We start from the raw sequence: 14480 nt of genomic DNA, 5'->3' as shown, positions 1-14480 counted from the left end.
CGACACCGCTGCGGTCAGCCTTGCACGGAACGGGTTCACGGCGCTATCGCGACGCCGGTTCCACGCCAGTAAACGCTTGGCACATATCGCTTCTGTGGGCGCTTGCCTACACTCGGCGGCCGTGGATCACTCAGGACCGTTCATGTTGGCTCGCATCGCTTCGACCCTGGCCCTTGGCCTCAGCCTGGCCGTGCTGGCCGGGTGCGCGGGCAAACAGGAGGCCGCCGCCCGTCGGCAGGGAGAAGCGGTGCCGGTCACCGCGCAGGTCGTGCAGTCCACGCAGTGGAATGACACGCTGCAGGCACTGGGTACGGCCAAGGCGCGCGAATCGATCAGCGTCACCGCCAAGGTCAGCGAGATCGTCGAGAAGGTGCACTTCGAAAGCGGCCAGCATGTTGCCGCTGGTGCGCCGATCGTGACCCTGCGCGGGCAGGCCCAGGAGGCCGCGCTGGTGCAGGCGCAGGCCACCTTCCATGAGGCCGACCAGCTGTACAGGCGCCAGCGCGAGCTGGCCATGCAGCGGCTGGTGTCCAGCGCCACGCTGGATACGCAGAAATCGATCCGCGATGCCGCCGAGGCGCGTGTGGCGCAGATGCAGTCGGACATCGGTGACCGCCGCGTGCGTGCACCGTTCGCCGGTGTGCTCGGCATCCGCCAGGTCAGCCCGGGCACGTTGCTGACGCCGACCACGGTGATCGCCACGCTCGACGACATCGAACACATGCACATCGATTTCCAGGTGCCGGAAGTGGAACTGGCCGCGCTCGGCGTCGGTGACAAGGTCAGTGCCACCAGCGTGGCGTGGCCGGGCCGTACCTTCGAGGGCGTGGTCAGCACCATCGACGCACGCATCGATCCGGCCACCCGTGCGGTGACCGTACGTGCCGACTTCGCCAATGGTGACCATGCCCTGCGCCCGGGCATGCTGCTGGACGTGCGCCTGTTCCACCCTGAGCGCCCGGCGCTGGTGATTCCGGAAATCGCCGTGGTCCAGGTCGGTCGCGATACCTTCGTGTACCGCATCACCGCCGACGACAGCGTCGAGCGCGTGGATGTGGTCACCGGTGCGCGCCGTGCCGGCGTGGTCGAGATCAGGCAGGGGCTGGAAGCGGGCCAGCGCATCGTGGTCGATGGCACCGGCAAGCTGCGCCCGGGCCTGAAGGTCGCGGCCAAGGACGCCGCACCGGTCACGGGTGCGAAGCCGGCTGATGCACCGGCGCCGGTCGCGGCCGAGGGCCACGGCGGATGAAGCTGTCCGACATCTCCATCCAGCGGCCGGTGTTCGCCGTGGTGATGAGCCTGTTGCTGCTGGTGCTGGGCGTGATGTCCTTCACCCGCCTGACCCTGCGCGAACTGCCCGCCATCGATCCGCCGATCGTTTCGGTATCGGTGGACTACACCGGCGCTTCGGCCGCGGTCATCGAAAGCCGCATTACCCAGGTGCTGGAAGATGCGCTGGCCGGCATCGAAGGCATCGATACGATCAACGCGCGCAGCACCAACGGCCGCTCGCAGGTCAGCATCGAATTCACCTCCAACCGCGATATCGAAGCGGCGGCCAACGATGTGCGCGATGCGGTCAGCCGCGTCGCCGACCGCATGCCGGAGGAAGCGCGTCCGCCGGAGATCGCCAAGGTCGAGAGCGATGCCGACCCGATCATCTGGTTCAACATGGTCTCCTCGACCATGGACACGCTGGAGCTGAGCGACTACGCCGACCGCTACGTGGTCGATCGTTTCTCCAGCCTCGATGGCGTGGCCCAGGTCCGCATCGGCGGCCGCCAGCGCTATGCGATGCGGATCTGGCTGGACCGCGACCAGCTGGCGGCGCGCGGGCTGACCACCGGCGACGTGGAAACCGCGCTGCGCAACGAGAACGTGGAACTGCCGGCCGGCCGCATCGAGTCGACCGACCGCGATTTCACCCTGCGCGTGGAGCGCAACTACATCAAGCCCGAAGACTTCGCGACCATCCCGCTGGGCAAGGGTCGTGACGGTTACGTGGTGCGCATGGGCGATGTGGCGAAGATCGAGCTGGCCTCGGCCGAGCGCCGCGCGTACTACCGCAGCAACGGCGAGCCGGGCATCGGCCTGGGCATCGTCAAGACCTCCACCGCCAACTCGCTGGACGTGGCGCGTACTGCGCGCGCTGAAGCCGAACGGGTCGCGCTGACCCTGCCCAAGGGCACGCAGATCTTCGTTGCCTTCGACAACACCACCTTCATCGAAGCCGCGGTGGACCGCGTCTACGCCACGCTGGTGGAGGCGATGATCCTGGTGCTGGCAGTGATCTGGCTGTTCCTCGGCAGCTTCCGCGCTGCGCTGATTCCGGCGGTGACGGTGCCGGTCTGCCTGGTCGCGGCATTCATCGCGCTGTATGCGTTCGACTTCTCGATCAACCTGCTGACCCTGCTTGCCCTGGTGCTGTGCATCGGCCTGGTGGTGGACGATGCGATCGTGGTGGTGGAGAACGTGCAGCGCCGCATCGACCTGGGCGAACCCCCGCTTGTCGCCTCCAAACGCGGTACCACGCAGGTCGCCTTTGCGGTGATCGCCACCACCGCGGTGCTGGTGGCGGTGTTCCTGCCGGTCGGGTTCCTGGAAGGCAATACCGGGCGCCTGTTCCGCGAACTGGCGGTGGCGCTGGCGGCGGCGGTGGCGTTGTCCGCCTTTGTGGCGCTGACGCTGACGCCAATGATGGCCTCCAAATTGCTCAAGCCGCATACCGGGCAGGCACCGCGTGGCCTGCATGGCTTCATCAACCGCAACCTGGAACGCCTGGCCGGGGCCTATGGGCGGGTGCTCGACCACCACGTGGACCGCACCTGGATCTACCTGCTGGTGATGGTGGCCGCACTGGCCGCCAGCTGGGGCCTGCTCAAGCTGCTGCCGTCGGAACTGGCGCCGGCCGAAGACCGCGGTTCGTTCCAGATCATGATCGATGGCCCGGAAGGCGCCGGCTACGACTACACCGTGCAGCAGGTGCAGCAGGTGGAATCGATGCTGGCACCGCATGTTGGCCCGGACAAACCGATCGTGCGCGCCAATCCACGCGTGCCCGGTGGCTGGGGCGCCAGCGAGGAAATGCACACCGGCCGCGTCAGCATCTTCCTGCAGCCGTGGCGCCAGCGCAGCGAAGGCACGCCGGAAGTGGCCAACGAACTGCAGAAGGAACTGGACACCATCCGCGGCGTGCGCGTGCGTACGCAGGTGGGCGGTGGCCTGGTGCGCAGCGGCGGGCAGCCGTTCCAGATCGTGCTGGGCGGCCCGGAATATGCCGAGATCGCGCAGTGGCGCGACCGTATCCTGCTGCGCATGGCCGACAACCCCGGCCTGGTCGGCCCGGACTCGGATTACAAGGAAACGCGGCCGCAGATGCGGGTCAACATCGACCGCCAGCGTGCGGCCGACCTCGGCGTGCCGGTCACCGCGATCGGTTCGGCACTGGAAACCATGATGGGCTCGCGCCGCGTCACCACCTTCGTCGACAACGGCGAAGAGTACGACGTGCTGGTGCAGGCCGGTCGCGATGGCCGTGCCAGCCCGGCCGACCTGGCCGCCATCCGCGTGCGCGCGACGTCCGGCGAACTGGTGCCGCTGTCCAACCTGGTCACGCTGAGTGAGGTGGCCGAGGCCGGCACCCTGAACCGCTTCAACCGCCTGCGCTCGATCACCATCAACGCGGGCCTGGCGCCGGGCTATCCGCTGGGTGAAGCCATTGCCTGGGCGCAGCAGGTCACGCGCGAGGAGCTGCCGCAGTACGCACAGGTGAACTGGAAGGGCGAATCGCGCGAATACCAGAGTGCCGGTGGCGCGGTGCTGCTGACCTTCGCCATGGCCCTGCTGGTGGTCTACCTGGTGCTGGCCGCGCAGTTCGAGAGCTTCATCCACCCGCTCACCATCATGCTGACCGTGCCGCTGGGCGTGCTCGGCGCGCTGGTCGGCCTGTGGGTGAGCGGTGGCACGGTGAACCTGTTCAGCCAGATCGGCATCGTCATGCTGGTCGGCCTGGCCGCGAAGAACGGAATCCTCATCGTCGAATTCGCGAACCAGCTGCGTGACGACGGAAGAACCGTGCGCGAGGCGATCATCGAATCGGCGATGGTGCGCCTGCGCCCGATCCTGATGACCTCGATCGCCACCGTGGTCGGTGCGATTCCGCTGGTGGTGGCCGGTGGCCCCGGTTCGGCCAGCCGTGGCACCATCGGCATCGTGATCATCTTCGGTGTGACCCTCTCGACGTTCCTGTCGCTGTTCGTGGTGCCGGCGTTCTACGCGCGGCTGGCGCCCTACACCCGCTCGCCGGAAGCGGTGAAGCGCGAGTTGGAGAAGCAGGAGGCGGAGTCGCCCTCGGTGGGTGGTCATGCCTGATCCGACCACCGTGCTGCGAGGCGACGGCTTCCAACTGCGCCCCTGGCGCCCGGATGATCTGGAATCGCTGCTGCGCCATGCCAACGACGCCGAGGTATCGCGGGGCCTGCGTGATCGTTTCCCTTACCCGTACACGCGCGAGGATGGCGAGGCCTTCCTCGCCGGTCGCGTGCTGGCCCCTGGCACCCTGAACCTGGCCATCGAGATCGACGGCCAGGCCTGCGGCAGCGTCGGGGCCCAGCAGGGCACTGCCGAGCGCGGGCACATGGCGGAACTGGGCTACTGGCTGGGCCAGGCCTACTGGGGCCAGGGGCTGATGACCCGGGTGGTCGGCCTGTTCGCACCCTGGGTGATGGACGAGCTGCGCCTGTTCAGGCTGCAGGCCGGGGTGGTCGACTTCAACCTCGGCTCGGCCCGGGTGCTGGAAAAGAACGGTTTCCAGGAAGAAGGCGTGGACCGCTGCGCGGTCTACAAGCGCGGGGTGCTGCACGACCTGCGCCGCTTCGCCCGGGTGCGCACGCAGCTGCCCTGAACACGCGGGCCGGCCGCGGTAGAGCCGAGGCCGTGCTCGGCTGCCGTCATCACCACGCCGAGCATGGGCTCGGCTCTACAACACAGCGCTACCGCAGCGGCCTTCGATCAGGGAGAATCGACCGGTCCCCTCCAGCCGACGGGACGTCCTCACAACCCGCCGACTGGAGAGAGCGCGCGTGGAAGCTACCGTACATTTCATCAACAGCATCATCTGGAGCAAGGCACTGATCTTCGTGTGCCTGGGCGCCGGCCTGTTCTTCAGCCTGCGCACGCGCTTCATGCAGATCCGCGGCTTCCTCGAGATGTGCCGCCTCACCGTCAAGGGTGAGAAATCAGACGCCGGTGTGTCGTCCTTCCAGGCCCTGGCCATGTCGATGGCCGGGCGCATGGGTATCGGCAACATCGCCGGCGTGGCCACCGCCATCGCCTTCGGCGGCCCCGGTGCGATCTTCTGGATGTGGGTGATGGGCTTCCTCGGCGCATCCACCTCGTACGTGGAATGTACGCTGGCACAGATCTACAAGACCAAGGACGCCGAAGGCCGTTACCGTGGTGGCCCGGCGTACTACATCGAAAAGGCCATGGGCCTGAAGTGGTACGCGCTGGCCTTCGCCATCGCCACGATCATTGCCGCCGGCTTCCTGATGCCCGGCGTGCAGGCCAATGCCATCGCCGACAGCATCATCAACGCCTGCCGTGGCACCGCACTGTGCGGCCCGCTCGATGGCCAGGCCTTCGGCATGGAGTCGGTGCAGGCGCTGAAGCTGGGCATCGGCATCGTGGTGGCGCTGCTGCTGGGCGTGGTGATCTTCGGTGGCGTCAAGCGCATCGCCAACTTCGCCGAAGTGGTGGTGCCGTTCATGGCAGCCGGCTTCATCCTGATGGCCATTGTCATCATGATCATCAACTACGACCGTGTGCCGGAGATGTTCAACATCATCTTCAGCAGCGCCTTCGGCACCCACGCCGCGTTCGGCGCGATGATGGGCCTGGCGGTGGAGTGGGGCATCAAGCGCGGCATCTACGCCAACGAAGCCGGCCAGGGCTCGGGCCCGCACGCGGCAGCCGCCTCGGAAGTCTCGCACCCGGCCAAGCAGGGCTACGTGCAGGCCTTCGCCATCTACTTCGACACCATGATGGTGTGCACCGCCACCGCGTTCCTGATCCTGGCCAGCGGCACCTACAACGTGTACTCGGCGGCAGGTGCCGGTGCCCCGCCGATCTTCCAGGGCCTGGCCGGCATTCCGGAAGGCGCGGGCTACGCCCAGGCGGGTGTGGAAGCCGTGCTGCCGGGCTGGGGTTCGGCGTTCGTGTCCATCGCCATCTTCTTCTTCGCCTTCACCACCATCATGGCGTACTACTACATGGCCGAGACCAATCTCAGCTATGTGAACCACAACAAGAAGCGTCCGCTGACCGTGCTGGTGCTGCGCCTGGGCATCATCGGCATGGTGGTGTTCGGCGCGTTCCATAATGCAACCCTGGCCTGGGCGCTGGGTGACATCGGCGTGGGCCTGATGGCCTGGCTGAACATCATTGCCATCCTCATCATCCAGAAGCCGGCCATGCTGGCCCTGCGTGATTACGAACGACAGAAGAAGCTCGGCCTCGATCCGATCTTCGACCCCGATGCCCTGGGCATCAAGAACGCCGATTTCTGGCGTCAACGCAAGCTGGAGTTGTCCCGTAGTGAATGATCCCTGGAAGAACGCCCGCCGCCCGTCGTCGCGACCGCCGCGGGCCACCCCGCTGCCACCGCGTGAGGGCGGCACCCCGCCACCGCCGGGGCGTGGCAATGACGAACTGCGCCTGTATGGCTGGAACGCCGTGCAGGCCCTGTTCGCCAAGCGCCCGCAGGCGCTGCGCAAGCTGTACCTGGTGGACGCGCTGATTCCGCGCATGCAGCCGGTGTTGAAGTGGTGCGTGGCCAACCGTGTGGGCTACCGCGTGGTGGAGGAGGGCGACCTCAACAAACTGGCCGCTACCACGCACCACGAAGGCCTGGTGGCCGACGTGCTGCGCGCGCCTGTCGTACCGCTGGCGCAGTGGCTGGAGGATCTGGGCGAAGGCCCGGCGTTGGCGCTGTGGCTGGACGGTGTCGGCAATCCGCACAACTTCGGTGCGATCCTGCGCTCGGCCGCGCACTTTGGCGTCAAGGCGCTGCTGCTGCCGGCGGGCAGCACGCTTGCGCTGTCCGGTGCCGCTGCGCGCGTGGCCGAAGGTGGTGCGGAGTCGGTGCCGCTGGTGCAGTTGCCGGAGACCGCCCAGGCGATGGCGCAGCTGCGTGCGGCCGGCTTCGGGCTGGCTGCGACCCTCGTTGATGGTGGCGACGACGTGTTCCGTGCGTCGCTGCCGGAACGGTTGGTGTACGTGATGGGCGCCGAAGGCGAGGGCATGGACCGCGGCCTGGCCAGTCAGTGTGACCAGCAGCTGTCGATTCCCGGCAGCGGCGCGGTGGAAAGCCTGAACGTGGCCTCGGCAACGGCCGTGCTGCTGGCGCAGTGGGCGAGCCGCTGCCACGGATGATTCCGTCGTGCTGATGCTGTGTTGATCTCCTGACCCGGCCCTTGCGGCCGGGTTTTCTTTTGCGCGGCGCAAGAGCGCAAACGATGCACGCGCAGCAAACTGGGTCATCCGCGTCAGCTTGCGTTGCTTCAAACACGCTTGATGGACAGGTAAGCAATTTTAGTATTTGTCTCATTGCTGGGCCGTTTCCTGCATCGCACGGTGGAGTTCCTTCCAACGTCGTACAGGAGTGGTTCCATGCATCGAATCCAACGCCGCACACGTCGCATTTTCCTGGTGCTGGCACTCGCTGCGCTTGCGGCACCCGCGGTGCAGGCCGGAGAACGCAGCCTCGACGGTGTCAATTTCACCGGCCCGTTGATCACGCCGAATCCGGCCGGCCTGCCGCAGGGCAACTGGTACATCGAGCCCTATCTGGTGCGGGTCGACAGCCGCGACCACTACGACAACAACGGTGATCGTCGCCGCAGTGCCGGGCACAGTGGCGCCTGGGCCACGGTGGTGCCGATCATCTATGGCTTCAGTGACCGGGTGATGGGCCAGGTCAATCTGAGTGCCTCGCGCTCCGAATCCGGCAGTGCGCGCAGCAGCGGCTTCCGCGCCGGTGACACCACCGCACGCCTGCAGTACTTGCTGCAGGCGCCGAATGCCGATGGCACCCGTCCGGCCATCTCGGTCGCGCTGGTGCAGCGTTTCAGCACCGGCAGCCATGACCGTATCACCGGCAATCCGCTGGATGCACAGGGCGACGGCGTTCAGCGCACCACCGCGGCGCTGGGCGTGCAGCAGGTGGTGTGGCTGGGCAATGACCGCCCCGTGCGCTGGCGCGCCCAGCTCAGCGCCGGGCCGGCACCGTCGCGCACTGCCATTTCCGGCACCAGCGTGTACGGCACCGATGACAGCTTCCAGGGGCACATTTCGCGCGGCTCGGTACTGGGCCTGTCGGTAGGCGCCGAGTACAGCTTCAATTCGCGCTGGGTGGGGGTGATGGAAATGGCCGCCAGCCGCGAGACCGGCCAGCGTCTGAGCGGCTTCGCACGCAACGGCAGTGGTGCGATCGAGCGGATTGAAGAGCACCGTCCGGCCAGCCGCAACGTCAGCCTGGCGCCGGCTGTGGAGTATCACTTCAGCCCGTCGCTGGGCCTGATCGCCGGCGTCGAATTCACCGTGGCCGGGCGCAACACCGGCCGCATCATCAGCCCCCAGGTCGCCCTGGGCATGTTCTTCTGAGGGGCTGCCGATGAACATCGAATCCATCGTCAACACCATCCTCGGCATCGTCTGGAGCCCGTACCTGGTGGTGCTCTGCCTGCTCGCCGGCCTGTACTTCAGCGTGCGTACCCGCTTCATCCAGTTGCGCGCGCTGCCGGAGATGCTGCGCCTGATGTTCCGGCACGAGCGCTCCGAAGCCGGTGTGTCACCGTTCCAGGCCCTGTCGCTGTCGTTGTCCAGCCGCGTCGGCGTCGGCAACATCGCCGGCGTTGCCATGGCCATCGCCTTTGGTGGCCCGGGCGCGATCTTCTGGATGTGGATCGTCGCCTTCCTCGGCGCCTCCAGCGCCTTCATCGAATCCACGCTGGCACAGATCTACAAGGACCGCGATGCCAAGGGCCAGTACCGCGGTGGCCCCGCGTACTACATCGAGAAAGGCCTGGGCCAGCGCTGGTATGCAGTGCTGTTTGCGCTGGTCACCGTGCTGGCCGGTGCGATGCTGGCCGGCACCCAGTCCAATGCGATCACCAGTGCGGTGAACGAAGCCTGGGACGTGCCGGTGATGATCACCACGGCGGTGCTGCTGGTGGTGCTGGGCGCGATCCTGATCGGCGGTGTGCGCCGCATCGCGCGGGTTGCCGAGTGGGTGGTGCCGTTGATGGCGGTGGCGTATCTGCTGGTGGCCGCGCTGGTGATGGTGCTCAACGCCGAGAAGGTGCCGGAGGTGATCATGCTGGTGCTGCGCAGCGCATTCGGTGTGGATGCAGCGTTCGGTGCAATGATCGGCACCGCCATCCAGTGGGGCGTGCGCCGTGGTGTGCTGTCCAACGAGGCCGGCATGGGCAGTGGTGCGCATCCGGCCGCTGCCGCCGAAGTCACTCATCCGGTCAAGCAGGGCCTGGTGCAGTCATTTTCGGTCTACATCGACACGATGGTGGTGTGCAGCGCCACCGCGTTCCTGATCCTCTCCACCGGCCTGTACAACGTCTACGACCCGGCTGTGAACGGCATTCCGGATGAGGCGCGCCTGCTGCTGGGCAATCTGCCTGGCGTCGAAGCCGGGCCGCGCTTCGTGCAGCACGCGGTGGAGTCCGCGCTGCCGGGCTTCGGCCGCTCGTTCGTGGCGCTGGCGATCCTGCCGTTCGCGTTCACCACCATCCTGGCGCTGTACTACATGGCCGAGACCAATATCAGCTACCTGTGCCGTGATCGTCCCGCGCCGTGGGTGATGGGCGGGTTCCAGCTGCTGTTCCTGGCCGCGACCGGCTACTCAGCGGTGAACAGTGCAACGATCGCGTGGTCGCTGGGCGACATCGGCGTCGGCCTGATGAGCTGGCTGAACATCATCGCCATCCTGCTGCTGCAGAAGCCAGCGCTGGCGGCGCTGCGCGACTACGAACAGCATCGCCAGGCGGGCAAGGATCCGCTGTTCAACCCGAAGCTGCTGGGTGTGCGCAACACCAGCGTGTGGGAGGGCTGACAGGATCGGGTCAGATCCCTCGCCACGGCGAGGGCTCTGACCCACGCCATCGCCCGGTGGGTGCGCCATTACTCGGTGGATGCGCCCTTACCCGGTGGGTGCGCCATTACCCGGTGGGTGCGAACCTTGGTTCGCACCGCTCCCGCCGCTGCGCTCGCCGGGCATGAACCCTTTTCAATGCCGAGCGGGAGGTTCCGCGCGCATTGCGATGCGCTCATTGCAATGGCGCCCACAGGTCATGGGGCGCGGCCCGGCGCTACCGCATCACTCGTTCGGCGGCGTGGTCGCCTTGGCCTCGCTGCCGAAGCTGCCATCGGCTTCCGCTGCCAGGTACGCGAACACGGTGTACGCGGCCACGTTCTGCGCCAGCGCCTTCGGGTCGATCTTGTCCAGCGTGTCGTCGGCGGTGTGGTGCAGGTGGAAGTAATCCGAGCCGTCCTGCGCCAGCCATGCCCACGCGCCACCCTTGGCGGCCAACGGGCCGACGTCCGGGCCCGGGCCACCCTTGTCGGCCTGGTACTCGATGCCCAGCGGCTTCATCACTTCGGCAATCTGCTTCGTCGCTTCGCGCGAGCCTTCCGGGTTCGGCGAACCGGTATTGAAGGCATAGATGCGGCCGGCACCGAAGTCACTCTCGGCCGCCAGCTGGTGCAGGGCCACGTCCTTGGCATGCGCCTCGGCGTAGGCCTTGCCGCCGTAGAGACCCTGCTCCTCGTTGGCGAACGCGATCACACGGATGGTGCGCTTCGGCGCCTGCTTCAGCTGGCCGATCAGGTGGCCGGCGGCCATGGTGATGCCCACGCCCGCGCCGTCATCCACCGCGCCGGTGCCCAGATCCCATGAATCCAGGTGACCGCCGATCACCACCACTTCCTTCGGCAGGCTGCGGCCGGTGATCTCACCGATCACGTTGTACGAGGTGGCGGTGCCATCCCAACCGCAGTCCAGCGCCACCTTCACCGTGGTGCTGCCGCGGGCCAGCAGGCGGGCCAGCTGATCGGCGTCGGGCACCGACAGTGCTGCAGACGGCACCGGGGTCAGGCCGTCGTCGAAGCGGGTGATGCCGGTGTGCGGCACGCGGTGCGAGTCGGTACCGGCCGAGCGCATCAGGAAACCGACCGCGCCCTTGCGGATCGCTTCGGACGGGCCCTTGCTGCGGATCGCGCCACCACGGCCATAGTCGCGGCCATCGCGGAACGGCAGCATCTGGTAATCGACGAACGCGATCTTGCCCTTCAGCGAACCGGCCGGTGCGGCCTGCAGTGCGGCCAGGTCGGCGAAGCGGACCACTTCGGCTTCAACGGTGCCGCCCGGGCTGCCACCCAGCGCCGTGATCTGCAGCGGCTGCGGGTTCCTGCCGGTCACCGCGGCGTGTTCACTGCGGCGCTCCCACTTCGGGAACGTCACCGGTTCCTTCCAGACCTTGTCGAAGCCGAGCGACTTGAACTTGGCTTCGGCCCAGGCCACGGCGCGGGCGTCGGCCTCGCTGCCGGCGATGCGCGGGCCGATTTCGGTGGTGAGCGATTCAACCACCTTCCAGCCGGTGTCATCGGCCAGCGCCTGGTCGCGCAGCTGCGCAGCGGTGGACAGCGACGCCGGGGGCAGGGTGGTGGTGTGCGGCGCCGCGAAGGCCGGGGCGGCCAGCAGGGCGAGGGAGGATGCGATGGCAAGGACGCGGCGACGCATGGACAGCTCCGGGAAGGGACCAAGCCTTGGAGCTTAACAGTCGTTCAGCCCGGCGCATGGGCGGGAGGTCATGGCTGGCGCGAACGCTGTTTTCCGCCATGACCGGCAAAGCGAAAGCCCCGCCGGGGCGGGGCTTTCGTGCAGTCGCGGTGGTGGGGGGCGGGGGGGGGGGGCCCCCCGGTGAGCGGGTGTGGCGGCCGCGGCGCGCCGCCAGCGCGGGGGGGTGCGCCGCGCCGCGGGGCGCCCCCCCCCCCGCCCGGGGGGGCCCCCCCCCCCCCCCCCACTACCGTTCTGCGGCCTTACTTCTTCAGGCTGTCGCGGATCTCGCGCAGCAGCACCACTTCCTCGGCCGGTGCGGCCGGGGCGGCTTCCTGCTTGCGCGACAGGCGGTTGATCGTCTTGACCACCAGGAAGATGGCGAAGGCCACGATAACGAACTGGATCAGCGTATTGATGAAGTCGCCGTAGCCGATCACCACGGCCGGGATTTCCTTGCCGTCGGCACCGATGCTGGCCGGTGACAACGTCCACGCCAACTGCGAGAAATCCACCTTGCCGATCAGCATGCCCAGCGGCGGCATGATGATCTTCTCGACCAGTGCGGTCACGATCTTGCCGAAGGCCGCGCCGATCACCACGCCGACGGCGAGGTCGATGACGTTGCCGCGCATCGCGAATTCCTTGAACTCGGTGAGCATTCCCATTGTTGTTTTTCTCCGGTGGGGGAAGTGGACAGCGCGCAGGGTAGCGCAGGTGATGTCAGCCGGCGATCACGCCGTGGCGCTCGGCCACGTTTTCCAGGCGGGCACTGAAGCGGTCGCCGGGCTTCAGCGCGGCCACTCCGGACGGGGTACCCATGAACACCAGGTCGCCGGCACGCAGCTGCCACAGCTTGGACAGCTCATGCAGGATCTCCGGCACGTTCCAGATCATCTGGTCCAGCAGCGCCTGTTGGCGCACTTCGCCGTTGACCTCCAGCGACAGGTTCAGCGCGGCCAGGTCGCCGACTTCCTCGGCGTGGACGATTTCACTGATCGGCGCGGAAGCATCGAAGCCCTTGGCCGCATCCCACGGGTGGCCCTTGTCCTTGGCGGCGGCCTGCAGGTCGCGGCGGGTCAGGTCCAGTCCCACGGCATAGCCGTAGACCAGTGCCTCGGCGTCGGCCATGGCCAGCTCGCCCACGGGCGCGTCACGGCCAATCGCCACCACCAGCTCCACTTCGTGGTGCAGGTTGGCGGTTGCCGGGGGATAGGGAATGGCATCGTCGTGGCCGACCACGATCGCATCGGCCGGCTTGCTGAAGAACATCGGACGGCCGCGATCGTCGGCCGCCGGCACTGCTGCGCCCATTTCGCGGGCATGGTCGGCGAAGTTGCGGCCGACGCAGTAGATACGGTGCACGGGGAAACTGCCGCCACCCACCACCGGCACACGCGGCAGGGCTACGGCAGGGATCACATCGGAGACATCGGACATGCGGGCATCCAGGAAGGGCGTGCCCGCAGTCTAGAACGCATGACGCCCGCCGTCAGCGGGCGCGTAGGGCGTGGATCAACGCGAGGCCGGCAGCACCGGCTTGCGCACCACGCGGTACTCGCCTTCGACCACGGTCGGATCGACCGGACGGGCAACGCCCGGCTTGCGCGAGGCCAGCAGCTTCCACGCCAGGCCGACCAGGATCATCGCCGCACCGACGAACACGCCGATGAACACCATCGCCGCCAGGATCGCCAGGCCAAGCAGGCCCACGGCAACGCGCACCAGCGGGTGACGCGGCTTGCGCGGCGCGAACAGGGTGCGGAACTGGTTGAAGGCGGATGCGCGATTGAACATGGCGGCTCGATAGGCTGGGATCAGCGAAACCAGAGTATCGGGACGTGCCACTGTCATTGAGTGAAAAACTCGTTAAATATAGCCTGTGCTTATTACGAATCAATGACTTGTGTTCATGTTGCAGCCAGTCACCTGAGCGGGCGTGCGACAATGCGCGTTTACTGTCCGAGCCTTCGCCATGACTGCCGCCGCTGCCCTGATCGCCCTTGATGCCATTGCCGATGGCGCGTTTGCCGAGGTCGAAGCGGTGGTTGATGGCGATGCCGAATCGCTGGTGCTGTACCGCGACGGCGCGCAGGTGCGCGCGTTCCTGAACATCTGCCCGCACGCCGGCCGTCGCCTGGACTGGGCGCCGGGCCAGTTCCTGAAGAGCCGCGAAGGCCACCTGGTGTGCGCCGCCCACGGCGCCTCATTCGCGCTGGACAGCGGCGATTGCATCGCCGGTCCCTGCAAGGGCGACCGCCTGCGCGCGGTGCCGGTGGATGTGCGCGACGGGCAAATCTACCTGGCCTGACCTATCGGTGTGCGGACCAACGGTCCGCACCCACCGGATCAACAGATATCCAGAGATCCATCCACGCATGGCGTGGATCTACCGTGTCGACCAAGGTCGACATCTACCAAAGCAGTGCAGGACGCCGTTCCGACAGATCGCAGAAATCTGTCGAAGGGGGGGGGGGGGGGGGGGGGGGGGGGGGGGGGGGGGGGGGGCGCCGGCCCGCGGGGGGGCCCCCCCCGTCCCCCCGCGCCGGCCCGCCCCCCCCCCCCCCCCCCCCCCCCCACCCCGCCATCCCACGAAATGCACGCTTTTGCCGTTGCCGTTGCTTCGGCCTCTGCG

The 14480-nt window shown here is 67.4% G+C and carries 12 protein-coding genes; 8 read left to right on the top strand and 4 right to left on the bottom strand.

Going from position 1 to position 14480, the window contains the following annotated elements:
- Positions 1–142 precede the first annotated feature (142 nt).
- From V3B48_RS19730 to V3B48_RS19700, 7 genes are all read left to right on the top strand, one after another.
- Positions 143–1249: an efflux RND transporter periplasmic adaptor subunit gene (locus V3B48_RS19730; protein WP_329894282.1), complete on the top strand. Its 1107-nt coding sequence runs from the start codon at positions 143–145 to the stop codon at positions 1247–1249.
- Entirely contained in the window at positions 1246–4371 is a 3126-nt protein-coding gene (locus V3B48_RS19725) for an efflux RND transporter permease subunit (protein ID WP_071228525.1), read from the top strand. The genes V3B48_RS19730 and V3B48_RS19725 overlap by 4 nt, the downstream gene beginning before the upstream one ends.
- Entirely contained in the window at positions 4364–4903 is a 540-nt protein-coding gene (locus tag V3B48_RS19720; protein ID WP_121504476.1) for a GNAT family protein, read from the top strand. Before V3B48_RS19725 ends, V3B48_RS19720 begins: the two co-directional genes overlap by 8 nt.
- A 178-nt stretch (positions 4904–5081) precedes the next feature.
- A complete protein-coding gene (locus tag V3B48_RS19715; RefSeq protein ID WP_285303495.1) occupies positions 5082–6602 on the top strand; it encodes an alanine/glycine:cation symporter family protein in 1521 nt (506 codons plus the stop codon).
- A gap of 52 nt (positions 6603–6654) precedes the next feature.
- Positions 6655–7431, top strand: coding sequence for a TrmH family RNA methyltransferase (locus tag V3B48_RS19710; RefSeq protein WP_232528381.1), 777 nt, complete (start codon positions 6655–6657; stop codon positions 7429–7431).
- Positions 7432–7668: 237 nt separating this feature from the next.
- Complete coding sequence (locus V3B48_RS19705) at positions 7669–8661, top strand: hypothetical protein (protein ID WP_049399971.1); 993 nt, start codon at positions 7669–7671, stop codon at positions 8659–8661.
- Between the two features lie 10 nt (positions 8662–8671).
- A complete protein-coding gene (locus V3B48_RS19700; protein ID WP_329894281.1) occupies positions 8672–10123 on the top strand; it encodes an alanine/glycine:cation symporter family protein in 1452 nt (483 codons plus the stop codon).
- Positions 10124–10387: 264 nt separating this feature from the next.
- Here the strand turns inward: V3B48_RS19700 and V3B48_RS19695 are convergent, their stop codons facing one another.
- The 4 genes from V3B48_RS19695 to V3B48_RS19680 all read right to left on the bottom strand — a co-directional run bounded on the left by V3B48_RS19695 (position 10388) and on the right by V3B48_RS19680 (position 13642).
- The gene (locus V3B48_RS19695) at positions 10388–11809 is read right to left on the bottom strand and encodes a M28 family peptidase (RefSeq protein ID WP_049425124.1); all 1422 of its coding nucleotides are present in this window, start codon (positions 11807–11809) and stop codon (positions 10388–10390) included.
- Positions 11810–12108: 299 nt separating this feature from the next.
- Positions 12109–12513: a large-conductance mechanosensitive channel protein MscL gene (mscL, locus tag V3B48_RS19690; RefSeq protein WP_032130206.1), complete on the bottom strand. Its 405-nt coding sequence runs from the start codon at positions 12511–12513 to the stop codon at positions 12109–12111.
- A gap of 55 nt (positions 12514–12568) precedes the next feature.
- Positions 12569–13285: a fumarylacetoacetate hydrolase family protein gene (locus tag V3B48_RS19685; RefSeq protein WP_049401602.1), complete on the bottom strand. Its 717-nt coding sequence runs from the start codon at positions 13283–13285 to the stop codon at positions 12569–12571.
- A gap of 75 nt (positions 13286–13360) precedes the next feature.
- Positions 13361–13642: a hypothetical protein gene (locus V3B48_RS19680; protein ID WP_005410817.1), complete on the bottom strand. Its 282-nt coding sequence runs from the start codon at positions 13640–13642 to the stop codon at positions 13361–13363.
- A 178-nt stretch (positions 13643–13820) separates the two neighbouring features.
- Between V3B48_RS19680 and V3B48_RS19675 the strand changes: the two genes are divergently transcribed.
- A complete protein-coding gene (locus V3B48_RS19675) occupies positions 13821–14156 on the top strand; it encodes a Rieske (2Fe-2S) protein (protein ID WP_049401603.1) in 336 nt (111 codons plus the stop codon).
- The last annotated feature ends 324 nt before the right edge of the window (positions 14157–14480 follow it).

This window comes from Stenotrophomonas sp. SMYL20 (genome assembly GCF_036320045.1).
Classification (GTDB): domain Bacteria; phylum Pseudomonadota; class Gammaproteobacteria; order Xanthomonadales; family Xanthomonadaceae; genus Stenotrophomonas; species Stenotrophomonas maltophilia_A.
The sequence above is the reverse complement of the archived record's forward strand: the minus strand, read 5'-3'. Positions and strand labels throughout refer to the sequence as shown.

Coding starts and splice junctions, on each gene's coding strand:
- V3B48_RS19730 (WP_329894282.1), top strand. CDS start 143: ATGTTGGCTCGCATCGCTTCGACCCTGGCCCTTGGCCTCAGCCTGGCC.
- V3B48_RS19725 (WP_071228525.1), top strand. CDS start 1,246: ATGAAGCTGTCCGACATCTCCATCCAGCGGCCGGTGTTCGCCGTGGTG.
- V3B48_RS19720 (WP_121504476.1), top strand. CDS start 4,364: ATGCCTGATCCGACCACCGTGCTGCGAGGCGACGGCTTCCAACTGCGC.
- V3B48_RS19705 (WP_049399971.1), top strand. CDS start 7,669: ATGCATCGAATCCAACGCCGCACACGTCGCATTTTCCTGGTGCTGGCA.
- V3B48_RS19700 (WP_329894281.1), top strand. CDS start 8,672: ATGAACATCGAATCCATCGTCAACACCATCCTCGGCATCGTCTGGAGC.
- V3B48_RS19695 (WP_049425124.1), bottom strand. CDS start 11,809: ATGCGTCGCCGCGTCCTTGCCATCGCATCCTCCCTCGCCCTGCTGGCC.
- mscL (WP_032130206.1), bottom strand. CDS start 12,513: ATGGGAATGCTCACCGAGTTCAAGGAATTCGCGATGCGCGGCAACGTC.
- V3B48_RS19685 (WP_049401602.1), bottom strand. CDS start 13,285: ATGTCCGATGTCTCCGATGTGATCCCTGCCGTAGCCCTGCCGCGTGTG.
- V3B48_RS19680 (WP_005410817.1), bottom strand. CDS start 13,642: ATGTTCAATCGCGCATCCGCCTTCAACCAGTTCCGCACCCTGTTCGCG.
- V3B48_RS19675 (WP_049401603.1), top strand. CDS start 13,821: ATGACTGCCGCCGCTGCCCTGATCGCCCTTGATGCCATTGCCGATGGC.